Source organism: Acinetobacter sp. YH12249, assembly GCF_013417475.1.
Lineage (GTDB): Bacteria > Pseudomonadota > Gammaproteobacteria > Pseudomonadales > Moraxellaceae > Acinetobacter.
In genome coordinates, this window is sequence record NZ_VPDX01000018.1 from 30,740 (window position 1) to 54,059 (window position 23,320).

Sequence of the window (23,320 nt, forward strand, 5' to 3'; positions counted from 1 at the left end):
TGAAAAAATGCAGGAATAAACTCAGCTATGAAAAATCAAACAGCGCAGGATCCTCAGTCTTTGATTGAAGTCAAGAATTTGAGTTTCAAGCGGGGTGAGCGTGTAATTTATGACGATGTCAGTTTAAAAATTCGTCGTGGGCAGATTACCGCCATTATGGGACCTTCCGGAACTGGTAAAACCACTTTATTAAGATTGATCGGTGGGCAACTGACGCCTGAACAGGGTCAGGTTTTACTGGACGGTAAAGATATTGCCAAGATGTCCCGTTCCGAGCTTTTTTCCGCACGTGCACGTATGGGGATGCTGTTCCAAAGTGGTGCTCTGTTTACCGACATGAGCGTCTATGAAAATGTTGCCTTTCCGATTCGTGCGCATACCAAATTGCCTGAACATTTGATTGCTGAAATCGTGGCTTTGAAACTCGAATCAGTAGGACTGCGTGGGGCAGAGCAGATGATGCCTTCAGAGCTGTCTGGCGGGATGAATCGTCGTGTCGCATTGGCTCGTGCGATTGCACTGGACCCGGAGCTGATCATGTACGATGAGCCTTTTGCCGGGCAGGATCCGATTGTGATGGGTGTTTTGACCCGACTGATCCGCTCTCTACGTGAAGCGCTGGATTTAACAACTATTATTGTTTCGCATGATGTAGCAGAGACTTTATCGATTGCCGATTACATTTATGTAGTCGCTGAAGGCAAAATTCAGGGTGAGGGCACAGCAGAAGAATTGAAAAATCATCCTTCAGCCTTTGTGCAACAGTTCCTAACCGGTTCGGTTGAAGGCCCGGTAGATTATCAGTTTAGTCATCAGGCTTATTTAAGTGATGAGGTACGTTCATGAATGTCATTGCTGCCTTAGGTAGACGCGTTATTGAACGTGTTCAGGGAATTGGTGTTGCAACACTGATGCTGTTGCAGATTCTCTTTTCCATGCCAACCTGGCTTGGAGTAAAGCTGTTTGTTTATCAGATGTATCGGGTCGGGGTACTGTCGCTCTTGATCATTGCGGTATCTGGCCTGTTTATTGGTTCAGTACTCGGTTTGCAGATGTATACCATTCTGTCGACATTTGGTAGTGAAGCGATGCTTGGTACTGCAGTGGCTTTAACCTTGTTACGTGAATTGGCACCTGTGGTTGCTGCCTTACTATTTGCGGGTCGTGCCGGTTCTGCCTTAACCGCCGAAATTGGTCTGATGAAAGCAACTGAGCAATTGTCCAGTATGGAAATGATCGGGGTCGATCCCTTAAAACGGGTGATTTCACCACGCCTTTGGGCCGGTATTTTTAGCTTGCCAATGCTCTCTGTGATCTTTGCTGCGGTCGGGATCATGGGCGGAAAAATGGTAGGCGTTGATTTTCTGGGTGCTGATGAAGGCGCATATTGGAGTGGCATGGAAAGTACCGTGCGATTCTATAAAGATGTCCTGAATGGCACCATTATCAAGAGTTTTGTTTTTGCATTAATTTGTACCTGGATCGCGGTTTATCAGGGTTATGCTTGTGAACCAACATCAGAAGGTATCGCAACTTCTACAACACGTACGGTCGTCTATTCTTCGCTGTGCGTATTAGGTTTTGATTTCGTGTTGACTGCGGTCATGTTCGGAGGTATTTAATGAAATCACGTACTAGTGAGCTGGCCGTTGGTGTTTTTGTCATTCTTTTTGGTATCGCCCTGTTCTTTTTGGCGATGCGTGTTAGCGGTCTGGTAGGCACCAATATTTCTGATAGCTATCAGATGACAGCGACTTTTGAAAATGTAAATGGCATCAAACCACGCGCTAAAGTTGCTTTAAGTGGGGTGAAAGTCGGTCAGGTTGATAAAATTACGCTGGATCCGGTGACCCGTTTAGCCACTGTCCATATGACGCTAGATGGCTCTCTGACTTCTTTTAATGCCGAGCAGCTCAAGCAGGTTCAGCAGGAAGCATTGGAAGAGTTACGTTATAGTTCAGACTATACCGCAGCCGATCTTGCGCAACAAAAAACAATGGAAAAACAACTATTAGATAACATGAAATCCATCACCAATATTGATGAAGATGCTTACATTATGGTAGCAACAAATGGTTTATTGGGTGAAAAGTATCTGAAAATTATTCCAGGTGGCGGTCTGACTTACTTGAAACGTGGTGAGCAGATTGCGAACACTCAAGGCACCATGGAAATTGAAGATTTAGTGACGAAATTTATTACCGGTGGTGCCGGAAAATCGTCAGATAGTCAGGAAAGTGCCTCAGAAGAAGCTGCATTTTCAGAAACAACAGATGCAGAACCTGCATTTGTTGAATAACAGATTGAGGAGATTTGAGTGAAGACTTTAGTAAAACAAACGCTTGCTGCAAGCATTCTTTCAACAATGGTTGCTGGTACAGTGTTTGCTGCACCGTCTGAAGCCCCACCTGCTTTTATTAAAAGAGTTGCAGACAATTTGATTGATCGTCTTAAAACCGATCATGCCAAATTGCAGAATAATCCTGCGCTTGTGAAAACGATTGTTCGTCAGAATCTTGACCCGTATATCGATTCACAATCGTTTACCCGGATTGTGATGGGGACTTATGCGACCAATCAGTATAGTACTGCGGCGCAGCGTGCACAGTTTGAAAAGAACTTCCGTGAAACCCTGATTGAAAATTATGGTACGGCTTTCTCTAAGTTCAGTAACCAGACTTACAGCGTTCGTCCTTACAAGGCGACTAACAGCAAAAATCCTGTGGTGACTATCGACTTTAATAACAAAGGCGAGAAAATCCCGGTTGCTTTCCAGCTGGTTGATAAAGGTTCACAATGGAAAATCCGTAACATCAATGTTTCTGGTATTGACCTAGGTCTGCAGTTCCGTAACCAGTTTGCGGCTACAGTAAAACGTAATGGTGGTAATCTGGATAAAGCCATTGCCAACTTCAAGCCAGATGCAGAAGCGGCGATTGACAAGAAAAAATAAGATAGGTGAGTTGTGATTCAATTCAATAATCAGGAACTACAGGTTTCAGGCAAGATTGACGCTGACAATGCGCAGAACTATTACCTAGATGGTCTGCGCTTCATTCAGTCACAGGACAAGTTTCCTGTGGTAGTTAATCTGGCTGGACTTGAGCAGGGTAGTACTTTGGCTTTGGCCGTTCTGGTGCGCTGGTTGCGCCAGACCCCGCAAGCACGAGGACTACAGTTTAAAGCGGTTCCTGAAAAAATGATGAAGATCATTCAGGCCTGTCATTTGCAGGATGATTTACAGATCATTCAGTAAATAAAAAAGCACCGAAAGGTGCTTTTTTATTGCCGGTATATTTTAAAAAAGTTCCTCCCTTTCTCAAAGGGAGCTTAGGAGGGGTTAGTTAATTAACCTCTCCCTAAAGGAGAGGGAACTTGTATTTTAAAAAAGTGGAGAAATGGGCCTAGACTCGAACTTTAAGCAAATATTGGAAGTCTTTTCTCTCTGAGCGAGATTTAAAGCACTGCCTTAAATCTAAGCACAAGAGAGTTAATTCTCACCTCACCCTTGAGCAGCAGTGCTGCACATCACCTGAAAAGAGAGGGAAATTCCTCCCTTAGGAGAAATTAGGAGGGATTCTAAATCCACTTCTTCCATCTAAAGTAAATAAGAGGCCCAATCAAAAAGCCCATAATAATAATGCTTACCATCACAAAGCTCATCGAACCTTGAGCGAAGGGCAAGACATCAGTATTCATCCCGTAAATACTGGCAATCAGCATGGGTGGCGCAAGCATACTCGGTAAAATCGAGAAGCGACGGATCGTATCATTCTGTTCAGTGTTAATGAATCCGGACGTGGTATCCAGCAAGAAGCGGACTTTCTGGAACAGGAAGGCATCATGCTCGACCAGTGAGCGGACGTCTTCACTGAGTTCTCGAATATCTGCATCATAAATATGACTGCCTAAGGCTCGTGGACGTGACAGGAAGGTAAGTACCCGTCGTAAATCGATCAGACAGAGCTGAGCTTTCCCGAGCATATCTTCCAGTTGGGCCAGACGGGTAATCATGTCATCCAGATCAAGGATCTGTTCACGATGCCGGTTATTCAGCACTTCGGTTGAGTATTTTTCCAGATCCTTATGCACATCTTCCAGAATATCGGCCAACTCATCCAGTTTGGCCTCGAGCAAACCCAGCAGAATCCATGTCGGATCTTTATAGTCAATATCATAATCATTGCGACGCGCACGGGCACGAAAGGCCCGGAAAGCTACCAGCTTTTCACCGCGTAGGGTAAAGAGCCGGTCTTTATGCAAAATGAAAGCGACTGTCTGAACCGTTGCGAGGATGCTGGCATCATCCTCATGTTCACTTTCGACTTGATAATTTTTATTTTTCGTTAAGAAATAGGTACTGATGTGCAAAATACCGTCATCATCACGGTAAAATCGGGCACTCGAAGAAATATCTTCCAGAGATTTTAAAGTGGGTAGGTTTTGCTCATAGGCATCCAGAATCCATTGCTGTTCTTCCTGTGAAGGCGCAATTAAATCTATCCAAACCAGTTCCGGATGCAGGTCGAAATCACCATTGATGGTGGCATCTTCTAGGCTACCGCGCTCTGTGGCGTAAAAGGCTTCAAGCATGCTGTCTTTTCTCCCTTGCGCAGTATGTTAATCTAAATGCGTGTATTTTAGACAAGGAATTGAATAAAAACACTGATTGTGCAGTTATTTTTGAAAAAAAACTCTCAGGCGCTGCCTGCGTACTATATACCGGCAATGCAATGGTGAAAATGATGAATTCTATCGCAATTTTCTGTGGCTCAGCGCTAGGTTCTGAACCTGGTTATAAACAAATTGCCGAAAAGGTAGGCCAAGCCCTGGCAAAAAGACAGCAAACACTGATTTATGGTGGTGGTCGTTCCGGATTAATGGGCATTGTAGCAGATAGTGCCCTGGCTGCAGGGGGCGAGGTCATTGGTGTCATTCCAAGACCCTTGGTGAATCGTGAATTGGCGCATCCGCATATTACCAAGCTGTATGTGGTCGATAATATGCATGAGCGTAAGACCAAAATGTCAGAACTCTCCGATGGTTTTATTGCCATTCCGGGTGGGGCGGGAACGCTCGAGGAAATTTTTGAGCAATGGACTTGGGCTCAGCTCGGGATTCATAAAAAACCTTGTGCTTTTCTCAATGTCGATGGCTTTTATGATGATTTGCTGAAATTTATTCAGATGACCACGGACAAGGGTTTTACCAAGCCACGTTTTACTGAATCCCTGATCGTGAGTGATGACTTCGAAGAAATTTTACAGAAATTTCAAGACTACCAGCCGCCTGAAGCAAAATGGGGTATGGTCGATCAGGAAGATCTCGTAAAATAAGTGTTTTCCACTTGATCGTTCCGAATTCATGAAAATTATTACCGTCGCAGCTGCCATTATTTTGAATTCAGATCAGCAGCTGCTGGTGGTTCGTAAGAAAAATACTGTCTGTTTTATGCAAGTCGGTGGCAAGCTGGAACCGGATGAAGCGCCTGAATGTACTATGTTACGTGAAATTCAGGAAGAAATTGGCTGTCAGGCTGAGATTCAGCAATTTATCGGGTGTTTTGAAACTCAAACTGCCAATGAACCGGATCATCAACTGGTCAGTTATGTTTATCTGGTGCAGTTAGATGGCGAACCACATATTGAAGCTGAGATTGCCGAGATGAAATGGGTGGATCTGGATCAGAAAGATGTGAAACTTGCACCTTTAACTACAGAAATTGTCATACCTTGGGTTAAAAAGAACTTACTGGCCCAAGCCTGATTTAAAGTTTGGCTCCTGCTAGACAGGCGGCGTAAATCTGCTGGCAGCCCAGTTTTTCCAGTTGCTGGCTTAAAGCCCGAATCGAGCTGCCAGTCGTAACCACATCATCGATAATCAGAACCTTACGATAACGAACTTTTGAAGAGGTAGTGACCCTAAATTGAGCTTCAATGTCTTCGATACGTTCCAGACGGCTTAAGCCCTTTTGTGAATGTTGCTTGAGTCGCTCAACTGGTTGCCAGACAGGAACTTGTAAATGTTTAGCTACATGCTTGGCCAGCAACAAAGATTGATTATAGCCACGTTCGACCAGCCGTTCGGTTGAAATCGGCATAGGAACCACTGCGCTGACTTTAGGAAATTTTAAGGTTAGTAATGCACCCGCCAATAAAGGTTCCAGATGCAGCTTTTGCTCATATTTAAATAATTGAATCAGGCGATCCATCGGGTAGGCATAGTCACAAGCCACCTGAAACTGCATTTCCTGACGCTGAATAGTCTGATGTGCCCAAGGTAACTGTTGCCAGCAATCCTGACAGACAGAATGCAGGTTTTGATAATCTGTCTGGCACAGCTGACAAGGCTGTAAACGATTCAGCCAGAGTTTACCCTGTTGTAACAGCTTAAACATAGGCATAGCGTGGAGCCTCAGGTAGCCAGCGTTTTAATAATGCATCCGCCTGTTTCGGATAATCTTTTAACATCTGCTGGGCGACATAATGCGCCTGATTCAGCAAGTGATCATCACGTGCCAGTTTGGCTACACGGAAACCCATATCACCGGTCTGTTTGGTTCCTAACAATTCACCCGGACCACGTAATTCCAGGTCTTTCTCGGCAATGATAAAGCCATCATTGGTTTCGCGCATGATACGCAGACGTTCCTGACCATTTTGTGACAATGGATTTTTATAGAGCAGGGCACAGAAACTGGCTTTGGCACCACGACCCACCCGACCACGCAGCTGATGTAGTTGTGACAGGCCAAGCCGTTCGGCATTTTCAATCACCATAATCGAAGCATTCGGGACATCAACACCGACTTCGATCACAGTTGTAGCAATGAGTAGCTGCAGTTTATTGTCTTTGAATTCCTGCATGACTGCCTGTTTTTCATCGGCTTTCATTTTGCCATGTACCAGACCGATATTCAGTTCAGGGAAGCGTTCCTTGATCTCGGCAAAGGTTGCTTCTGCGGCTTGAGCATCCAGAGTTTCCGACTGTTCCACCAAAGTACAGACCCAATAAGCCTGTTTACCTTCAGCACAATTCGTGGCAATCCGTTGCAGAACCTCTTCGCGACGATCCAGCGGAATGGTCACAGTCTGGATCGGAGTACGACCCGGTGGCAATTCATCAATAATTGACGTATCCAGATCGCCATACGCCGACATAGCAAGCGTGCGTGGAATCGGGGTTGCGGTCATCACCAATTGATGCGGCGACATGCCATCCAAGCCTTTATTTCTCAAGGCTAAGCGTTGATCGACCCCAAAACGATGCTGCTCATCAATAATTACTAAGCCCAGTTTGGCAAACTCGACATTTTCCTGAAACAGGGCATGTGTGCCCACCACCAGATGCGCGCTACCATCACGGATCACTTGCTCTGCTGTAGTACGCGCTTTACCTTTCTGCTTGCCGGAAAGCCAGGCGACATTTAAACCGAGTGGTTCGAACCAGCGCTTGAAGTTGAGGTAATGCTGTTCGGCCAGAATTTCAGTTGGCGCCATCAGCGCGACTTGCCAGCCTTCTTCTAGGGCATGACAGGCTGCTACGCCGGCAACCAAGGTTTTTCCTGCACCCACATCACCCTGCACCAGACGTAGCATCGGTTTATTCTGTTTCAGGTCTTTGGCAATTTCCTTGGATACGCGTTTTTGCGCACCGGTCATTTCAAAAGGCAAACCAGCCAGAAGCTGTTTGGCATAGGTTTTACTCGGGGAAAATGAAGGGGCTTCAATCTGCTGAATAAAAGCACGCCGGGTCAGTAAACTGATTTGATGTGCCACCAGTTCCTCAAAAATCAGACGCTGCTGTGCCGGATGTGAGCCTTGAGTGAGCTGCAACATATTGGCATCCAGCGGCGGATGATGAATATATTCCAGTGCCTGCTTCAGGCCATAACCATTGCTAAATTTTTGTGGTAACAGTTCAGGTAAATCATCGCTATGCAGCTCTAATGCCTGTTTAATATATTCCCGTAGCTTGGGCTGAGTCAGTCCTTCGGTTGCCGGATAGATCGAGGTGAGTTGGGTATGAGGCAGAGGCGTATGTTCAGTAATCACTTGCAGCTCTGGATGATACATTTCCAGACCACGGGCACCGACTCGCACTTCACCAAAGACTCTTAAACGGTTACCGAGCTTGCAGCGATCGGTAATGCCTTTATAAATATGATAAAAACGCAAAGTGACTTTGCCAGAATTATCATCCAGTAAAACTGCCATGGACTTACGTTTACCAGGTGGGAAGTCAATTCCTTTCACGACACCTTCCAGCAAATAGCTGCGTCCCACCATTAATTGATTCATGGGAATGATCGTGCTACGGTCTTCATAGTCACGTGGTAGATGAAAAAGCAAATCATCAGTATTAAAGATATTTAGTTTTTCGAGTAAAGCAGCGGCGGCATTGCCAACGCCTTGTAACTGATGGACTGCAGCCATGTCCCCTCAACCAGGTCTGTGATTCGGTGTCGAATGCATATTTTATTTATTGGTTATGGTAAAACATCCGAGCGGGTAGCTAAACAATTATTTGAGCAAGGTCATCAAATTAGCACAATTAGCCAAAGTCCCAAAACAGATTCATTCGCAACTCATCTGATTCAGGATGTGCATACTCTAGATTTAAGTGCAGTCGCTTCGATTGATTGGGTCTATGTGTTACTCAGTCCCAAACAGAGTGGTGTCGAAGCCTATCAGCACATTTATCTGGATTCGGTTCAGCCAATCGTCACTGCCTTGAAATCCCATCCGGTAAAAAGAATTGTGGTGGTTTCATCAACCCGGGTTTATGGACAGAATGCAGGTGAAAGCGTGGATGATGAAACTGAAATTCATCCGAATGATGCTCAAGGTGAAATTCTGCATCACATGGAACAGGCGTATCTCGCGGCTTATCCTGATCAATGTACCATTATCCGCCCAAGTGGGATTTATGGGACTTCTGTGGCACGTATGCAGAAAATGGCAACCTCAATGATCAGTTATCCAAATCTGCACTGGTCGAATCGTATTCATATTGAAGACTTATCACGTTTTCTAGCTCATATGATTCACGTGGAACGTCCTGATTCTTCATATATTTTGACTAATAATCAGCCACAACTTTTGCATGAAGTCCTGCAATGGTTCCAGCAGCAGATGGGTTTATTTATATTGAAAGTGGAAAGTGACAGGGTGACGGGTAAAAAGCTGTATGCCACAAGAATGGAAAAGATAGGCTTTGAGTTAGAGCATCAGGATTGTTTTCAGGATTATTTAGAGTTGATGAATAAGACTGATTTATAAATTTGGAAGTTCCTCCTCCCTCTGGGAGGAGGTTAGGAGGAGGGTTTTTTTAAAATCACCTCTCCCTTGCGCAGCAGTGCTGCTCATCTCCTAAAAGGAGAGGGAATATTTATCATTTTTATTAATTCTCAAGCAAAAAAAGAGAGGCCAAAACCTCTCTTTTTCTTTAAGTAAACTTTACTTTTTCTTGCGTTTCGCACGTTTCTTGGCTTGTTCAGCCGCAACCGCATCTAGTGCTTCTTTCAACTCTTCATCGGTAAAGGAGGTGATGTGATGCAGCATTTGCAGCTTCACTTCATCCAGTACCAGATCTGCATACTGCGCAACATTGGTCAGCTGCTCATCATAGACAATGGCATTGTCTTCGTTGGTACAAATATAGCCTTTTTGCGTCAGAACTTTGATAAAGCTTTGGAACAAGGCCTTGTCAAAGAATTCTGGCGAGTTGAATTCATACAGTACAGAAAGACGTTGCCCCACCAGATGACTCAGCTCTTCCACCTGACGGGTTGAAATATTGCCTGGGCCACGCTGGGTGATCAAAGCCAGTGTCATGTAATAGCGTTCCAGACTTTGGGTCACTGGAGCAGCCAGAACTTCAAGCTGGTGATGCGCTTCAGTATTCGGTGCTGGCGCTACCAGATTTTCACCATCTGCACTGATCAGATTGGTTGCAAGTAAAGCATCGATATAAGCATCAACATGTTGCTGAATTTCGTCTTCTTTCCATTTCAGGAATAGCTCAGCTTTCAGGAATGGATAGAGTGTACTGCTAGCGTTGATCGCATCTTCACGGCGAATCATGCCATTGTGTTCTACCAGTGCCGCAATCAGGGACGGCAATACAAAGCTATGCACGATGTTATTACGGAAATAAGTCAGCAATACGGCCTGATTATCTTCAATGGCAATGATATCGCCCAGAACGTGTTTCACCCGTTTAATCAGCTTGAGCTTCATTGCATAGGCAATAATCTCTTTACCTGAAAGTGAGGTAATTTGCATACGCTCATCATAAGGTAAAGCCACCAGCAGATTACGGTAGGTATCCAGCTGCTTGATACAGATTTCTTCGTCCAGCGTATGTTTCGGTGTTGCCAATAAAATAAGTGACAGCAGTGAAACCGGATTCACCACGACTGCACGGTTGATATTTTCCAGAATGGCTTGGGCAGAACTGTTGACTGCGTCGGATACTGGCTGCGGAATCGGATCATCATTCTTTTCAATTTTGATATGTTCTGCACCATGCTGTTTCAGGATGTCATCCAGAAATACCGGTTCACCGAAGTTCAGATGGACCTTGCCAAAAATACGTTCAATTTTGCGCAAGGTTTTCAGGATGCCAAAAATAGATTCTGCTTCTTTCGGCTTGCCATTCATCTCACCGACATAAGTACCACCTTCCATCAGGCGTTCATAGCCGATATAAGTCGGAACAAAGACAATTGGCTTAGCTTTGCCACGTAAATGACCATGTACGGTCATCGCCAGCATGCCGGTTTTTGGTGGCAGCAGACGACCAGTACGTGAACGGCCACCTTCGATAAAGTATTCCAGTGGAGTATTACGTGACAACACGCTATACAGATATTCTTTAAATACGGTGGTATAGAGTGCATTACCGCGGAAGGTACGACGGATAAAGAAAGCACCACCACCCCGTAAGATCTGACCCACAAATGGCATGTTCAGGTTATCGCCCGCTGCAATATATGGCACCATCAAACCACGACGATAAATCACATAAGACAATAACAAATAGTCGATATGACTGCGGTGACATGGTGTATAGACAATCTCGTAATCTTTGGCCAGTTCACGCACAGTACTGAAATTATGTACTTCTACGCCGTCATAGAGCTGGGTCCATAAACGGGTCAGGGCTTTATCGGCGAAACGTACGGTAGAGTGAGAGTAGTCCGATACAATTTCATTCAGATAGCCAATCGCACGACGTTCTGCTTCCAGCATACTGATTTTGCTGCGGATGCTTTCATTACGAATAGCCGCCTGTACATCCGGAGATTTAATCAGGCCATGCATCACATTACGGCGGTCTGACAGGTCAGGGCCGAGGATCACTTCACGCTGTGCATCCAAATAGTCATTCAGACGGCTGACAATATAGGTCGCTGGCGCTGAATTTGGATAAGTTTCTTTGGCAAATTCCATGAGGGCGCGCAAAGATTGTGGCTCATGAAACTCCAGATAAGACTGGCGACCATGCAGACCGATATTGACCAGCTGTTTGACCCGGCTTGGCGTAGACCAGGTATCGGTAAATAAAAGCTTGAACCAAGAATCTTCTTTTTCAGGATCACGACCCCAAAGTACAGTCACCGGTACCAGTTCCACATCCAGTTCGGGATTTTTTTCTAGGACTTCAATCAGGCGTAACAGGCGTGGAGGAAAAGCATGTGGTGGTGAGCTAAGCAGATTATTCTCATCATGATGCTGCAGGAACAGCACCGAAGCCTTTTCCTTGCTGTCACCAATCTGTAGAGGGTCAAGCGCGGGCGGCATGTTTAAACGGCGAGTTTCCGCATCGACCACCAATGCATTACTGCGTGAATGATTCTGCAAGATATAGCAGACGATTTTCTGCTGTGCTGCCGGAGTCTGGTCAGCAGTAGGAGTTGTCACTTCACTTGGTACTTCCCCAAGAACATGCGGGGTGACCACAAGATCAAGTAGCTTACTTGAAAGCTTGCGATACATTTGACCAAAGCCACTCTTGGACATAGTTACTCCTAATTTTACTGACCAAAACTACAGAATTTCTGAGGGAATTTATTTTGATTGATTATAAAAACAAACAATATGTCATTTTCTGACAAATTCAATCGAAGTGGTTCAATTTTAGCGCGAAAGCAGATGTTTTTCCTAGTAAGTTGCAAGAGCAATTGACAGAACAGTCAATCAATCTTTAGAAGATTGCTTGGATTTTATGGCAGAATATTCAGAATAAATTGTATAGATTTATTTCTACACTTCTGGATCTTGCCAATATCACACAGGTTGCTTATGAATGCCTTAACACAGGAACTGGTCGAGCTGCTCAGTTTAGAAAAGTTAGAAGAAAATATTTTCCGGGGAATTAGCCGTAATCTGGTAGGCAAGCGCGTATTTGGTGGGCAGGTTCTGGGACAGGCCCTGCGTGCTGCGTCTTATACCACAGATCGTCCTGCACATTCATTGCATGCCTATTTCCTGTTTGGTGGCGATGTCAATGCACCGATCATTTATGAAGTGGACCGTATCCGTGATGGTAAAAGTTTCGTCAGCCGTCAGGTTCGCGCCATTCAGCATGGCCGTACCATTTTCATGTGTATGGTTTCTTTTGCGCATCAGGAAGAAGGTCTGAACTATCAGATTTCAGAACCTGAGTATCCACCAGCAGAAAGCCTGAAAAATGAAGCAGAGCTCACCCGACAGATTATTGAATTTATTCCGGAAAATGTGCGTGCGTCTTTCATGCGTGACCGTCATGTCGAAATTCGCCCTGTAATGCCAGTGAATCCATTCCAGCCGCAACCGGAAGCGCCAAATTATGCGCACTATATTCGTACTCATGGAAAGATTGCTGCAGAAGTGGATGAGATTTCCCTGCATCAGGCGATTGCAGCTTTCTATTCAGACTTTACTTTAATGACCACGGCGCTACGTCCGCATGGTTTAAGTTATCTGTCTCCAAGCTTGCAATGTGCCAGTATTGATCATGCCATGTATTTCCATAAACCATTCCGGGTAGATGAATGGATGTTATACGACATGGATGCTACTCAAAGTGCCAGTTCACGTGGTCTGAACTTTGGCCGCATGTGGCAAAATGGTGAGCTGGTCTGCAGTACCACACAAGAAGGTCTGATCCGTTTACGTGAAATTGAAACTCAATAAAGCATACTTTTAATTTAAATAAAGCCGGATCCCAGATCCGGCTTTATACATTTTTAAACACGACTCTTTATAAAAAATTACTCGATTCTCCAGTACTTGCATGGCATAGTGCCTTTAAGATCAATATTAAAAATGCATGTAAAATGAGCTTAAATACGCAGATTTTAATTGCCGCCGTATTGGGGGTGCTGTTTGGATTTTTACTGACTTTATTTCCGCAAAGCACATTTTTTGATGTCGGCCTGTACGGGATTGGAATCGCCAGCAGCCTTTTTATTGGTCTGCTGAAAATGATTTTGATTCCCCTGATTTTTACCTCAATTGTGGTTGGGGTCTCTAATCTGCAGGCGGGGGGGCAGCTGAGTCGAACCTGGAAAATTACTTTGCTGTGCTGTGTGACCACCACCTCATTGGCACTGATTTTAGGGCTAACCTGTGCGCATCTGTTTAATGTGGGGAGAGGTGTGGATGTGGTGATGTTTCAGGATGCTATGGCTCAGCATCAGACTCCTGATACTTTAACGCCGTCGTCTTTCTTTACTAATTTTATTCAGAATACCCTGATCAATCCCTTTAAGGCCTTTGCTGATGGCAATGTTTTGGCCGTTGTGATTTTTGCTCTGTTTATCGGTGTGGCGCTGGTCGCAGGTGGAGACAGCTTCCGTACTGTGCGTAAGCTGAGTCACCAGTTTTTTGACATCATGATGTTGATGATTGGCTGGATCATGAAACTGGCACCGATTGGGATTTTTGCATTACTCACCAAGTTAATTGCCACTGAAGATATTTCAGTGCTGAGCCGTCTGGCCGAGTTTGCGGCAGTGGTGACAGGCACTACAATTTTCCACGGAATAGTGGTGTTGCCGTTATTGCTATGGATCTTCGGAAAAATGAATCCGCTGACCTTTTTTAAAGGCACCCGTAGTGCATTAATTACTGCCTTTGCCACCAGCTCCAGTTCGGCAACCATGCCGATTTCTTTAAAATGCGCGCAGGAGAACCTGGGCGTACGTCCGCAAACAGCCGGTTTTGTGATTCCTCTTGGCACGCAGCTGAATATGGATGGAACGGCACTTTATGAAGCTGCAGCAGCTTTGTTTATTGCCAATCTGATGGGGCTGGATTTAACCTTAGGTCAGCAGCTGGTGGTTTGTGCCACGGCAATGATTGCGTCATTAGGTGCACCGGGCATTCCAAGCGCCGGCATGGTCACCATGATCATGGTACTGCAATCAGTGGGTTTACCTGCTGAAGCGATTGCGATTCTACTTCCGATTGACCGTCTGCTGGATACCGTACGTACAGTAGTAAACGTGCAGGGCGATATGATGATTAGTGTGGTGGTAGATCGACATACCCGCGAGCCTGAAGTGCCGGTTTAATCTTTGTCTAATTCAGCTTTATCTAAGTCCGGATTCCAGACAATTTCCCAGAGATGACCATTGGGATCCTGAAAATAACCTGCATATCCGCCATAAAAAGTCGTGTGTGCAGGTTTAATAATTTTAGCGCCGGCACGTTCAGCCTGTGCCATTGCCTGGTCGACTTCTAAGGGACTATAGACATTATGCCCCAGAGTCATTTGCGTCGGACAGATTGGGCTTGGCTCCAGACCGGTATCTTGCTGGATACTACGCTGTGGCCATAAGGCAAGCTTAAGACCAGGTTGTAATTGAATAAAAGCCACCGCGCCATATTCAAACTCTTCACCCATAATTCCTTCACTGGGAAAACCCAGTCCATCACGGTAAAAGCGTAGTGAAGCTTCCAGATCGAGCACACCGAGGGTAATCACAGAAATCCGTGCTTGCATAAGTCCCTCCTGATTATGATTGTTATATTTCTATCTTAGGACAAATAAAAAGCAGGGAAGCGATCCCTGCTGTTAGAAATTGTAATAACAGGCAAGCTTAAGCGACTTTGAGAGTAGCGCGTTTGGCTGCCTGTGAATGGTTGAGATAATGCAGCGCATCATCGGTACTGCCTTCATGCACCGGATCATACCAAGGCATTAAATAACCGAGCTGTTGGGATACTAACCACAGCGGGTTAGGCAGAAGGCGGTTATCTGACTGGGAAATACGCAACCATTCTTTCCAGATCCAGGGTTTATATACGGCTGGCTTATACTGCTTGAAACGTGAATCCTGCGATAACAGATGTGCAGCACCATCCACCCAAAGGCCAATTACACCAATAATGACCACCACACTTAGATAATAACGGGCAATATAGCCGCCACCTAGGTGACGATATAAATCAAAAGCCACACTACGATGTTCAATTTCTTCAGCACCATGCCATTTCACCAGATCCAGCATATTCGGATCAGCACCCAGACGTTCCCATTCAGTATTGTAGAGTGCGTATTTACCCAGGACACAGGTCATATGTTCTACTGTCGCAATGATACCGAGACGAAACAGATCCCATTGGTGTTCTAGGATTTTAGGGATTTTGAGACCGAATGGCTGATCGGCGAGCAGCTTGTTAAATAGGAAATGCATGATGTCCAGATTGCGCTGGATATCAATCTGACGTTCAGATAAATATTCTTTATTGGCCGAATTATGCGCTTGCGCATGTATGGCTTCCTGACGGATAAATGCCTGTACATCATGCTTTAATTTTTCGTCAGTGATCTGGGGGAGGACTTTGTTATATAAACGGCAGAACCAGAGTTCACCTGCAGGAAGAATATTGTTAATTTCATTGACGAAGTAACTGGCAAAGGGCTGATCAGGAATCCAGTCGACCGGAGTATCTTGCCATTCAAAGCTGACTTTGCGAGGCTGGATAAAATAGGAAATGGAAGAGCCAATTCTTGTTGTTTTGAAGCGCGAAAGTAAAGACATGGTGTGAATCCATCACTGCTTGATCAAGACAGTATGAAAAAAATATCCCGAATTGCAGCAGGCAATACGGGACATTCTTTTATCCGATGAAACACATTCGGCTTATTTTTGTGGATCCTGTTCGACAATCTCAGTTGGATCGGCTTCCACAGGTGCATCCAGATCATTCAGTTCACTGGCAGTGACTTCATGAGCGCTGTTAGTCTCATCTTCATCTTCTAATAATTCAATTGGTTCATCAGCTTCATTTAAATCATGCATTGAAGCTTCAGGAATGCTGTCCAGATCAAATTCAGGTGCTTGATTCAAAGTGAAGTTCAAACGGCCGCCCATCACACTGGCCAGTTCTTCCAGACCTTGCTTGTTTAGAGAAGAAAACAGTTGAATCGAGAAATCCAGCTTCATCTTTTTCAGTTTGGCTTTCACTTCTTGTAGCGCTTTCGAAGCAGGGCCACGGTTCAGCTTGTCGGCTTTAGTCAGCAGCACATGTACGAATAATTTACGTGAATACGCCCATTCCAGCATCATCACGTCAAAGTGTTGTAGAGGATGACGAATATCCATTAGCAGCACCAGACCCTGCAGGCTCTTACGGTGAATCAGATAGTTTTCCAGTTCTTTCTGCCAGACAATTTTCATAGCTTCTGGGACCGCTGCATAGCCATAACCTGGTAAATCGACCAGACGCTGATCCGGATTGCCAAGGCTAAAGAAGTTGATCATTTGGGTACGGCCTGGTTTTTTGGACGCACGAGCCAACTGTTTCTGATTGGTCAGGGCATTGATGGCACTCGATTTACCCGCATTGGAACGGCCAGCAAAAGCGACTTCATAACCGGTATCTTCTACACACAAGCTGAGCTTGGGTGCACTCATCAGGAACTCAGCTTTGCGTAACCAGTTGAGGGCTTGTACCGAATATTCAGTAATGGCTGGATCGACCTTTTTTTCATAGCTGATCTTTTGCTTTGGGGCATTTGATGCCTTACTGTTTTTCGACTTTCCTCTGCTGTGATGCATGGCTCAACTTCAATGACTAATTATACAAGAAGCTATTATAAAGGAAGTCGGGCGGGCAAGCGAACTTTAGAATTGCCCAATAGAATAAGGGTATTAGAGATTGATCAGGCTAATTGGTGACTGGATACTAAAATGTTCCTTGGTCGGTTCAACGACATCACCCAGAATATATTGATCGAGACTGGTGTAGAACTGCTCCACCGCCTGATCCAGAATGCCTTTTAATCCGCAATTGGTACGTAATACACAGGGTGGATCATTACATTCCACAATCTGGTTGTCACATTGCAGAATACGCACAATCTGTCCGAGCTGAACTTTCAGGGCAGCCGGATTAAGACGGATTCCGCCCCCTTTACCGCGAGAGGTAATCAGCCAGTCCTGTTTTGCCATAAAGTAGACGATTTTCATGGCATGGTTCTGAGAAATCTGTAAGCGCTCCGCCAACTCGGCAATCGTGTAAGGCAGATCGCGGGGTTGCGCAACATACATCAGTATGCGCAGCGCATAGTCAGTAAATTTATTCAGTTGCATGATAATACTGATGTTTTTGATGAAAAAAATTAGGGTTAGTCTAGCATACCAGACTAACCCTCTGTTTTTATTTTAAGCTGAAGAAGCTGTTAGTGGCTTACACCACCTGTGCCAAAGGCTTCGCTATGAATGTTCTCAGCAGGGATTCCGCGAGCGACGAGCGCCTTTTGCTGTTCAGCCATAAATGGCATTGGGCCACAGAGATAGTAGTCTGCGTTGGCTGGTAATAATGCGCTATCTACAGTGCTTAAGTCCAGTCGACCGGCAACATCATAATCCTCGCCCAGTTTATCGCTTGGGTGCGGGAATTCATAAGCAGTCATTGTGCTTAAACGTGGATATTTGGCTTTCAGGTCATGAATATGCTGTTTCATCGCATGAACCTGTTTGCTACGGCAGGCATGGATGAAAGTCACAGGTTGTGGCATGTCCAGAGTCACCAGCTGGTTTAGCATGGCCACCATTGGAGTCAGGCCTACACCGCCACTGATAAACACATTACGTTTGTTCGGATCGATCAGGTAGAAGTTACCTGTTGGTGCAGAGACTTCAATTTCTGAACCTTCTGGAAGGCTATGTAAAGTATTCGATACCCAGCCTGGAACCATGTCGCCTTTCTGATCTTCACGTTTCACCGAGATACGCAGGTAATCCGCTTGTGGGCAAGTTGACAGGGTGTATTGGCGTGGCTGTCTCAGGTTCAGCTCAGGTACAAATACACGTACTGAAATGTATTGGCCGGCTTCATATTTTGGTAATGGACCGCCGTCGACTGGAGCCAGGTAGAAAGAAGTGATTTCGTCACTTTCCACGACTTTCTTGGCAATCTTGAAGTTGCGCCAGCCTAACCAGCTGCCTTTAGTCTGTTCATGCTGATCATAGATCGCTTTTTCAGTGGCAATGAACAGATCCGCCAGTTGACCGTACGCTGCAGCCCAAGCATCAATCAGTGGATCATCCATCGAAATGTTCAGCACTTCACTGATCGAATGTAAAAGGTTTTCCCCAACAATACCGTAGTCCGGTGCCTTAATGTTTAAGCTCACGTGCTTGTGTGCGATCAGCTCAACCACGGGTAACAGCACAGATGGATCTTCGATATTTTCAGCATAAGCCAGAACCGCACCTGCCAAGGCTTGTGCTTGAGCTCCACTGCGTTGATGTCCCATGTTAAAGGTTTCTTTCAAATCAGGATTATTGCCTAGCATGCGGTTATAGAAATAACCGGTCAGGGCGACCCCATTTTCACGAAGTACAGGAACAGTGGCTTTTACAAGGTCAATTTGCTGTGGAGTCATAGTTGATCTCTCATGGCTGTTATTTATAAGATGTATTTAAAATACATCTTATAAAATGCTTTTACAATATAAGAAATGCATAAAACCATAAAAAAATTATGGGATATAAAAATATCCCATAAAAATGATGTTTTCGATCGGAGAAATGAAGGTTATTTCCGCCCGAAAAGGGAACCTAATAGACCACGCACAATTTTCTGTCCGGTACTACCACCCAGACTACGTGCTGCACTTTTGGCAAAGGTACCCACAATATCCTGTGTGAGTTTTTCACGTTGCTTGGCTGCACGCTCAGCTTCTTTTTGCTGTTCACGTGCCAAACGTTCCTGTTCCTTGGCTTGCTGTTTAGCCAGAGCTTCCTGTTCTTTGGCCTGTTGCTTGGCAAGTTCCGCAGCTTGAGCCTGCTGCTGAAGTTCCAGTACTTTTTGCTGCAGCATCTCATGCGCACTGTCACGGTCAACTTCCTGCTCATAAATACCAGCGACAATGCTTTGCTGCATCAGTGCTTTACGTTCTTCTGGTGTAATCGGGCTAAAAGAAGAATGTGGTGGCATGATCCAGCCACGTTCAACAATCTGTGGAGTCCCTTTTTCATCCAGACAGCTAATCAGCGCTTCACCTACAGCAAGTTCAGTAATCGCTTCCTGTACTTTAAATTCTGGATTGGCACGGAAGGTATCCGCCGCCGTTTTGACTGCCTTCTGATCTTTAGGAGTAAAAGCGCGTAAGGCATGCTGAACCCGGTTGCCGAGTTGACTGAGGACGCTTTCTGGTAAATCCAGTGGATTCTGGGTGACAAAGTAAATCCCGACACCTTTGGAGCGGATCAAGCGTACCACCTGTTCAATCTTTTCCTGTAGGGCAGGGCTGGCATTGTCAAAGAGTAAATGCGCTTCATCAAAGAAGAACATCAGTTTCGGTTTGTCCAGATCACCCACTTCCGGTAACTGTTCAAATAACTCTGACAGCATCCATAATAGGAAAGTGGCGTACAACTTCGGTGTGTTCATCAGCTTGTCGGCAGCCAGCAAATTGATATTGCCGCGGCCTTGGCTATCCGTTTGCAGGAAATCCATCAGGTTTAGTGCTGGCTCACCAAAAAATTTATCCCCGCCCTGATCTGCTAGTGCAAGCAGGTTGCGCTGAATCGCACCGAGGCTGGCGGGGGAGAGATTGCCATATTCCGCTTTAAAGTCTGCAGCATGTTCGCTGACATAGCTGAGCATGGCTTTCAGGTCTTTAAAATCGATCAGTAACAAGCCCTGATCGTCGGCAATTCGGAAGACTGCCGAGAGAACGCCTTCTTGCGTGTCATTCAGGTTAAGGATGCGGGCAAGCAAGAGTGGCCCAATTTCAGAAATCGTAGTACGGACCGGATGGCCTTGTTCACCAAACAGATCCCAGAATACGACCGGCGAAGCTTCAAAAGGAATCGAATCAATATTCAGACTTTTAATACGTTCATCAAACTTAGGATTACTTTCGCCTGGCTTGGCCAGGCTGGAAACATCGCCTTTGGCATCGGCAAGGAACACGGGTACACCAATGCGAGAAAAGTTTTCTGCCAAAACTTTCAAGGTTACCGTTTTGCCGGTTCCGGTCGCGCCGGCAATCAGTCCGTGACGGTTGGCAAGCTGTGAGTGCAGCACAATATTTTGCGTGGTATCACTGGTTTTTTTAGCAATAATAATTGGTGTACCCATAGATTTTCCTGTTGTTATTTACTCATTTTTAAGTTTTTTCATGTTTTGTAGTGCGTGCTGAATATCTTCAATTAGATCTTTCGGATGTTCTAGACCAATACAGAAACGAACCAGAAAACCCTCTTTCAAATGTGAATGTTCAAGCACACGCATTTCTTTTAAGTTATATAGCATGACCAGACTCACAGGGCCACCCCAGCTAAATCCAAGCTTAAACAGTTTTAAGCTGTCACAGAAATTTCGAATATCTTGCAACTTGTAGTTATTGTCAAAAATCACGCTGACCAGTCCGGCACTATGTCCTTGCTTGCAAATTTCTTTCCAGTTTTCATGGCCAGCATTGTCAGTATCAGCCGGATGTAAGACCTGAACAAATTCTGGTTGTTGTTTGAGCCAGTCTAATAAGGTTAAGCAGCTTTGTGATTGATGTTCATATCGGAGTTGCATTGAAGCCAGACTACGTTGTACCTGAGCGACATCATCACCTGATACTGAAATACCCTGAATGGCATGGGCACGGAACAATTTGTGATGTAATTCTTTATCGCGGGTAACCACTGAACCCATCAGGATATCACCGCCACCACTTGGATATTTAGTCAGGGCATGCACGGTCATATCGACACTTAAATGATCCTCACCAAAATCAAATGCATTAAAGGCGAGACCTGCGCCCCAAGTATTGTCCAGCGCAGTGAGAATATTGTTGGCTTGAGCCTTCTTGACCAAGCGACTCAAATCGGGAAATTCTAAAGTCACGGAACCCGCCGCTTCCAGCCAAAGCAGTTTGGCTTTTTCCGAGGGCTGAAAAGTATCCGCATCTATCGCATTATAGACTTTGACCTGAATACCATAGCGGTTTTCCAGATTACGTAAATGTTCCATGTTTGGACCATAGATATTATCTGCAACCCACACTTCATCGCCTTGGCTTAAAAAACAAGAATTCACGAGATTAATCGCGGATAAACCACTCGGTGCCAGCAAGCAATATTGACCGCCTTCGATCTGGGCAATGCTATCGCCTAAGGTAAATGTCGTCGGTGTACCATGCGTGCCATAGCTATAGTCATAGTCATCAGTCCAATGGCGATTAAATAGGGTATCGGTGTTGTTAAAGATAATGGTGGATGCACGAAACAGGGGAGGTTGAATACTGGAAATGTATTGCGGGGCCTTTCGTGGTGCATGAATCAGCGCTGTTTGAGGATTTTTTTTCACGTGAATGCTCTTAAATGTAATCAAATATTGCTTTAGCTTAAGAGAATCTCATTATTGCTGCCAGTTATGTTGTGAAATGTTGAAAAAACTGACATTGCTAAAAAGTTGGCTTCATTTTTGCAAAACCTAAAATCAGAGAGCTACAACAAAAGGTTTAGGCGCATGAAGTCGCAGTTAAAAGTACATTATTTTCAGCATATTGCTGGCGAGGGTTTTGGTAGTTGTATTGATTTTTTAAAGCAGCATCAGGCGCAAATTACTGCGACTGAATTCTTTGCTTTACCCGTCGATCGTCCACTGGATATTGAAGCTTTGCCATCAGTGGATGAAGTTGATTTGCTGATCATCATGGGAGGCACCATGAGCGTTAATGATGAGGCGAATTATCCATGGTTAAAGATCGAAAAACGCTGGTTACGCCGTTATCTTTCTCAAGGCAAACCGGCGATTGGCCTATGTTTAGGTGGGCAGCTGATTGCCAATGCCTTGGGTGCGGCCGTCAGCCGTAACCAGGAGCAGGAGTTAGGCTGGACCACGGTACGCAAAGTCGCGCATGTACCCGAGGATTGTTTTATTTTACCTGAACAGTTTGAAATTATGCAGTGGCATAGTGAAACCTTTGAACTACCTAAAGGGGCAATTCATCTGGCAGAAAATGAAGCCTGTCGTAATCAGATGTATCAACTCGGCAAGAATGTCTTGGGGTTCCAGTTTCATCCGGAAATCACCCCGGAAACTTTAAAGCTGTTTTTGGAAAATGAAGAAGAAATTTCACAATTTTCTGGAAAATATGTACAGGACATTCAACAACTGAAAAGAACAACCAAAAATAATTTTATTCAAGGAAATCAAATACTAAACCAAGCTATTCAGTATGTTTTGGAAAAAACAGCCTAGTGGGTAAAAAATAAACAATTGATTTCCCGAATAAATTGAAATACAGCAAGAAAAACCGTAAAAGGGATTTGCTTATGCAATAAACAATGGCTATAATAAGCGACCCTTCGAGAGGAAGGGGGTTAACTGCGAAGAAAGTAGTTAACTATCGTTACAGTCGTGGCATCGATCACGACCTTAGTGATATTTCACTGCTCTTGACACTTGCCTTAAAATAGTGGGGTGAGATGCGTCAAGAGTGATTCTTTATATATTTGGCTTGGAGTTAACTGGTATGTCTAACCAGAGAATTCGTATCCGTCTTAAGTCTTTTGATCACCGTCTTATTGATCAATCAGCTCAAGAAATCGTAGAAACAGCAAAACGTACTGGCGCACAAGTTTGTGGTCCAATTCCAATGCCTACACGCATTGAACGTTTTAACGTTTTAACATCACCACACGTTAACAAAGATGCGCGTGACCAATACGAGATCCGCACTTACAAACGTTTGATCGACATCGTTCAACCTACAGACAAAACTGTAGATGCATTGATGAAGTTAGATCTTGCAGCTGGTGTTGATGTTCAGATCGCATTGGGTTAAGGCTTTCGGGTTAATTAACGCTCTA

The 23,320-nt window shown here is 44.9% G+C and carries 23 protein-coding genes; 12 read left to right on the forward strand and 11 right to left on the reverse strand.

From position 1 onward, the window contains the following. The first annotated feature begins 27 nt into the window (after window positions 1–27). The 5 genes from FTV25_RS10455 to FTV25_RS10475 are packed head-to-tail and all read left to right on the forward strand — an operon-like array spanning window position 28 to window position 3,256. On the forward strand, window positions 28–846 hold the full coding sequence (locus FTV25_RS10455) for an ABC transporter ATP-binding protein (RefSeq protein ID WP_166135908.1): 819 nt from the start codon (window positions 28–30) through the stop codon (window positions 844–846). After that, window positions 843–1,622 (forward strand): lipid asymmetry maintenance ABC transporter permease subunit MlaE, encoded by a 780-nt coding sequence (gene mlaE, locus FTV25_RS10460; RefSeq protein WP_180003282.1) that lies wholly within the window; start codon window positions 843–845, stop codon window positions 1,620–1,622. The genes FTV25_RS10455 and mlaE overlap by 4 nt, the downstream gene beginning before the upstream one ends. Continuing rightward, on the forward strand, window positions 1,622–2,299 hold the full coding sequence (locus tag FTV25_RS10465; RefSeq protein WP_180003284.1) for an outer membrane lipid asymmetry maintenance protein MlaD: 678 nt from the start codon (window positions 1,622–1,624) through the stop codon (window positions 2,297–2,299). The genes mlaE and FTV25_RS10465 overlap by 1 nt, the downstream gene beginning before the upstream one ends. 18 nt (window positions 2,300–2,317) lie before the next feature. After that, window positions 2,318–2,953, forward strand: a complete 636-nt coding sequence (locus FTV25_RS10470; protein WP_004786965.1) for a phospholipid-binding protein MlaC — start codon at window positions 2,318–2,320, stop codon at window positions 2,951–2,953. 12 nt (window positions 2,954–2,965) lie between these two features. Continuing rightward, window positions 2,966–3,256, forward strand: coding sequence for a lipid asymmetry maintenance protein MlaB (locus FTV25_RS10475; protein WP_180003286.1), 291 nt, complete (start codon window positions 2,966–2,968; stop codon window positions 3,254–3,256). Between the two features lie 323 nt (window positions 3,257–3,579). Here the strand turns inward: FTV25_RS10475 and FTV25_RS10480 are convergent, their stop codons facing one another. Continuing rightward, window positions 3,580–4,593 (reverse strand): CorA family divalent cation transporter, encoded by a 1,014-nt coding sequence (locus FTV25_RS10480; RefSeq protein ID WP_004786961.1) that lies wholly within the window; start codon window positions 4,591–4,593, stop codon window positions 3,580–3,582. A 152-nt stretch (window positions 4,594–4,745) separates the two neighbouring features. Here FTV25_RS10480 and FTV25_RS10485 point away from each other — a divergent pair, with 152 nt between their 5' ends. After that, window positions 4,746–5,336, forward strand: coding sequence for a TIGR00730 family Rossman fold protein (locus tag FTV25_RS10485; RefSeq protein WP_180003288.1), 591 nt, complete (start codon window positions 4,746–4,748; stop codon window positions 5,334–5,336). A 28-nt stretch (window positions 5,337–5,364) separates the two neighbouring features. After that, the gene (locus FTV25_RS10490; RefSeq protein ID WP_180003290.1) at window positions 5,365–5,766 is read left to right on the forward strand and encodes an NUDIX domain-containing protein; all 402 of its coding nucleotides are present in this window, start codon (window positions 5,365–5,367) and stop codon (window positions 5,764–5,766) included. A 1-nt stretch (window position 5,767) separates the two neighbouring features. Here FTV25_RS10490 and FTV25_RS10495 read toward each other — a convergent pair whose 3' ends face one another. Next, on the reverse strand, window positions 5,768–6,403 hold the full coding sequence (locus FTV25_RS10495) for a ComF family protein (protein ID WP_180003292.1): 636 nt from the start codon (window positions 6,401–6,403) through the stop codon (window positions 5,768–5,770). After that, the gene (recG, locus tag FTV25_RS10500) at window positions 6,390–8,435 is read right to left on the reverse strand and encodes an ATP-dependent DNA helicase RecG (RefSeq protein ID WP_180003294.1); all 2,046 of its coding nucleotides are present in this window, start codon (window positions 8,433–8,435) and stop codon (window positions 6,390–6,392) included. Before recG ends, FTV25_RS10495 begins: the two co-directional genes overlap by 14 nt. 33 nt (window positions 8,436–8,468) lie before the next feature. Between recG and FTV25_RS10505 the strand changes: the two genes are divergently transcribed. Beyond that, window positions 8,469–9,281: an NAD-dependent epimerase/dehydratase family protein gene (locus FTV25_RS10505; protein WP_180003296.1), complete on the forward strand. Its 813-nt coding sequence runs from the start codon at window positions 8,469–8,471 to the stop codon at window positions 9,279–9,281. A 177-nt stretch (window positions 9,282–9,458) separates the two neighbouring features. Here the strand turns inward: FTV25_RS10505 and plsB are convergent, their stop codons facing one another. Beyond that, on the reverse strand, window positions 9,459–12,026 hold the full coding sequence (plsB, locus tag FTV25_RS10510; RefSeq protein ID WP_166135528.1) for a glycerol-3-phosphate 1-O-acyltransferase PlsB: 2,568 nt from the start codon (window positions 12,024–12,026) through the stop codon (window positions 9,459–9,461). 282 nt (window positions 12,027–12,308) lie between these two features. Here plsB and FTV25_RS10515 point away from each other — a divergent pair, with 282 nt between their 5' ends. After that, entirely contained in the window at window positions 12,309–13,181 is an 873-nt protein-coding gene (locus FTV25_RS10515; protein ID WP_004786947.1) for an acyl-CoA thioesterase II, read from the forward strand. Window positions 13,182–13,324: 143 nt separating this feature from the next. Continuing rightward, window positions 13,325–14,563: a dicarboxylate/amino acid:cation symporter gene (locus tag FTV25_RS10520; protein ID WP_180003298.1), complete on the forward strand. Its 1,239-nt coding sequence runs from the start codon at window positions 13,325–13,327 to the stop codon at window positions 14,561–14,563. Here FTV25_RS10520 and FTV25_RS10525 read toward each other — a convergent pair. From FTV25_RS10525 to FTV25_RS10555, 7 genes are all read right to left on the reverse strand, one after another. Beyond that, complete coding sequence (locus tag FTV25_RS10525) at window positions 14,560–14,994, reverse strand: VOC family protein (RefSeq protein ID WP_179992769.1); 435 nt, start codon at window positions 14,992–14,994, stop codon at window positions 14,560–14,562. The two genes, FTV25_RS10520 and FTV25_RS10525, sit on opposite strands and share 4 nt — an antisense overlap. A 97-nt stretch (window positions 14,995–15,091) precedes the next feature. After that, a complete protein-coding gene (locus FTV25_RS10530; RefSeq protein ID WP_180003300.1) occupies window positions 15,092–16,036 on the reverse strand; it encodes a metal-dependent hydrolase in 945 nt (314 codons plus the stop codon). Window positions 16,037–16,138: 102 nt separating this feature from the next. Further along, window positions 16,139–17,056 (reverse strand): ribosome biogenesis GTP-binding protein YihA/YsxC, encoded by a 918-nt coding sequence (gene yihA / locus FTV25_RS10535; protein WP_180003302.1) that lies wholly within the window; start codon window positions 17,054–17,056, stop codon window positions 16,139–16,141. A gap of 93 nt (window positions 17,057–17,149) precedes the next feature. Beyond that, window positions 17,150–17,590, reverse strand: a complete 441-nt coding sequence (locus FTV25_RS10540) for an Rrf2 family transcriptional regulator (RefSeq protein WP_180003304.1) — start codon at window positions 17,588–17,590, stop codon at window positions 17,150–17,152. An 89-nt stretch (window positions 17,591–17,679) separates the two neighbouring features. Continuing rightward, a complete protein-coding gene (gene hmpA / locus FTV25_RS10545; protein WP_180003306.1) occupies window positions 17,680–18,888 on the reverse strand; it encodes an NO-inducible flavohemoprotein in 1,209 nt (402 codons plus the stop codon). A gap of 152 nt (window positions 18,889–19,040) precedes the next feature. Next, window positions 19,041–20,591 (reverse strand): helicase HerA-like domain-containing protein, encoded by a 1,551-nt coding sequence (locus FTV25_RS10550; RefSeq protein ID WP_180003307.1) that lies wholly within the window; start codon window positions 20,589–20,591, stop codon window positions 19,041–19,043. 18 nt (window positions 20,592–20,609) lie between these two features. Further along, window positions 20,610–21,812, reverse strand: coding sequence for a PLP-dependent transferase (locus FTV25_RS10555; protein ID WP_180003309.1), 1,203 nt, complete (start codon window positions 21,810–21,812; stop codon window positions 20,610–20,612). A gap of 162 nt (window positions 21,813–21,974) precedes the next feature. Here FTV25_RS10555 and FTV25_RS10560 point away from each other — a divergent pair, with 162 nt between their 5' ends. Together FTV25_RS10560 and rpsJ are read left to right on the forward strand one after the other, a co-directional pair. Continuing rightward, entirely contained in the window at window positions 21,975–22,709 is a 735-nt protein-coding gene (locus FTV25_RS10560) for a type 1 glutamine amidotransferase (RefSeq protein WP_004786930.1), read from the forward strand. A gap of 274 nt (window positions 22,710–22,983) precedes the next feature. Continuing rightward, entirely contained in the window at window positions 22,984–23,295 is a 312-nt protein-coding gene (rpsJ, locus tag FTV25_RS10565; protein WP_000070912.1) for a 30S ribosomal protein S10, read from the forward strand. Window positions 23,296–23,320 lie beyond the last annotated feature (25 nt).

Excerpts from the sequence above, each read along its gene's own strand:
- FTV25_RS10455 (WP_166135908.1), top strand. The coding sequence starts at position 28 with ATGAAAAATCAAACAGCGCAGGATCCTCAGTCTTTGATTGAAGTCAAG.
- mlaE (WP_180003282.1), top strand. The coding sequence starts at position 843 with ATGAATGTCATTGCTGCCTTAGGTAGACGCGTTATTGAACGTGTTCAG.
- FTV25_RS10465 (WP_180003284.1), top strand. The coding sequence starts at position 1,622 with ATGAAATCACGTACTAGTGAGCTGGCCGTTGGTGTTTTTGTCATTCTT.
- FTV25_RS10480 (WP_004786961.1), bottom strand. The coding sequence starts at position 4,593 with ATGCTTGAAGCCTTTTACGCCACAGAGCGCGGTAGCCTAGAAGATGCC.
- FTV25_RS10485 (WP_180003288.1), top strand. The coding sequence starts at position 4,746 with ATGAATTCTATCGCAATTTTCTGTGGCTCAGCGCTAGGTTCTGAACCT.
- FTV25_RS10490 (WP_180003290.1), top strand. The coding sequence starts at position 5,365 with ATGAAAATTATTACCGTCGCAGCTGCCATTATTTTGAATTCAGATCAG.
- FTV25_RS10495 (WP_180003292.1), bottom strand. The coding sequence starts at position 6,403 with ATGCCTATGTTTAAGCTGTTACAACAGGGTAAACTCTGGCTGAATCGT.
- recG (WP_180003294.1), bottom strand. The coding sequence starts at position 8,435 with ATGGCTGCAGTCCATCAGTTACAAGGCGTTGGCAATGCCGCCGCTGCT.
- FTV25_RS10505 (WP_180003296.1), top strand. The coding sequence starts at position 8,469 with ATGCATATTTTATTTATTGGTTATGGTAAAACATCCGAGCGGGTAGCT.
- plsB (WP_166135528.1), bottom strand. The coding sequence starts at position 12,026 with ATGTCCAAGAGTGGCTTTGGTCAAATGTATCGCAAGCTTTCAAGTAAG.
- FTV25_RS10515 (WP_004786947.1), top strand. The coding sequence starts at position 12,309 with ATGAATGCCTTAACACAGGAACTGGTCGAGCTGCTCAGTTTAGAAAAG.
- FTV25_RS10520 (WP_180003298.1), top strand. The coding sequence starts at position 13,325 with ATGAGCTTAAATACGCAGATTTTAATTGCCGCCGTATTGGGGGTGCTG.
- FTV25_RS10525 (WP_179992769.1), bottom strand. The coding sequence starts at position 14,994 with ATGCAAGCACGGATTTCTGTGATTACCCTCGGTGTGCTCGATCTGGAA.
- FTV25_RS10530 (WP_180003300.1), bottom strand. The coding sequence starts at position 16,036 with ATGTCTTTACTTTCGCGCTTCAAAACAACAAGAATTGGCTCTTCCATT.
- yihA (WP_180003302.1), bottom strand. The coding sequence starts at position 17,056 with ATGCATCACAGCAGAGGAAAGTCGAAAAACAGTAAGGCATCAAATGCC.
- FTV25_RS10540 (WP_180003304.1), bottom strand. The coding sequence starts at position 17,590 with ATGCAACTGAATAAATTTACTGACTATGCGCTGCGCATACTGATGTAT.
- hmpA (WP_180003306.1), bottom strand. The coding sequence starts at position 18,888 with ATGACTCCACAGCAAATTGACCTTGTAAAAGCCACTGTTCCTGTACTT.
- FTV25_RS10550 (WP_180003307.1), bottom strand. The coding sequence starts at position 20,591 with ATGGGTACACCAATTATTATTGCTAAAAAAACCAGTGATACCACGCAA.
- FTV25_RS10560 (WP_004786930.1), top strand. The coding sequence starts at position 21,975 with ATGAAGTCGCAGTTAAAAGTACATTATTTTCAGCATATTGCTGGCGAG.
- rpsJ (WP_000070912.1), top strand. The coding sequence starts at position 22,984 with ATGTCTAACCAGAGAATTCGTATCCGTCTTAAGTCTTTTGATCACCGT.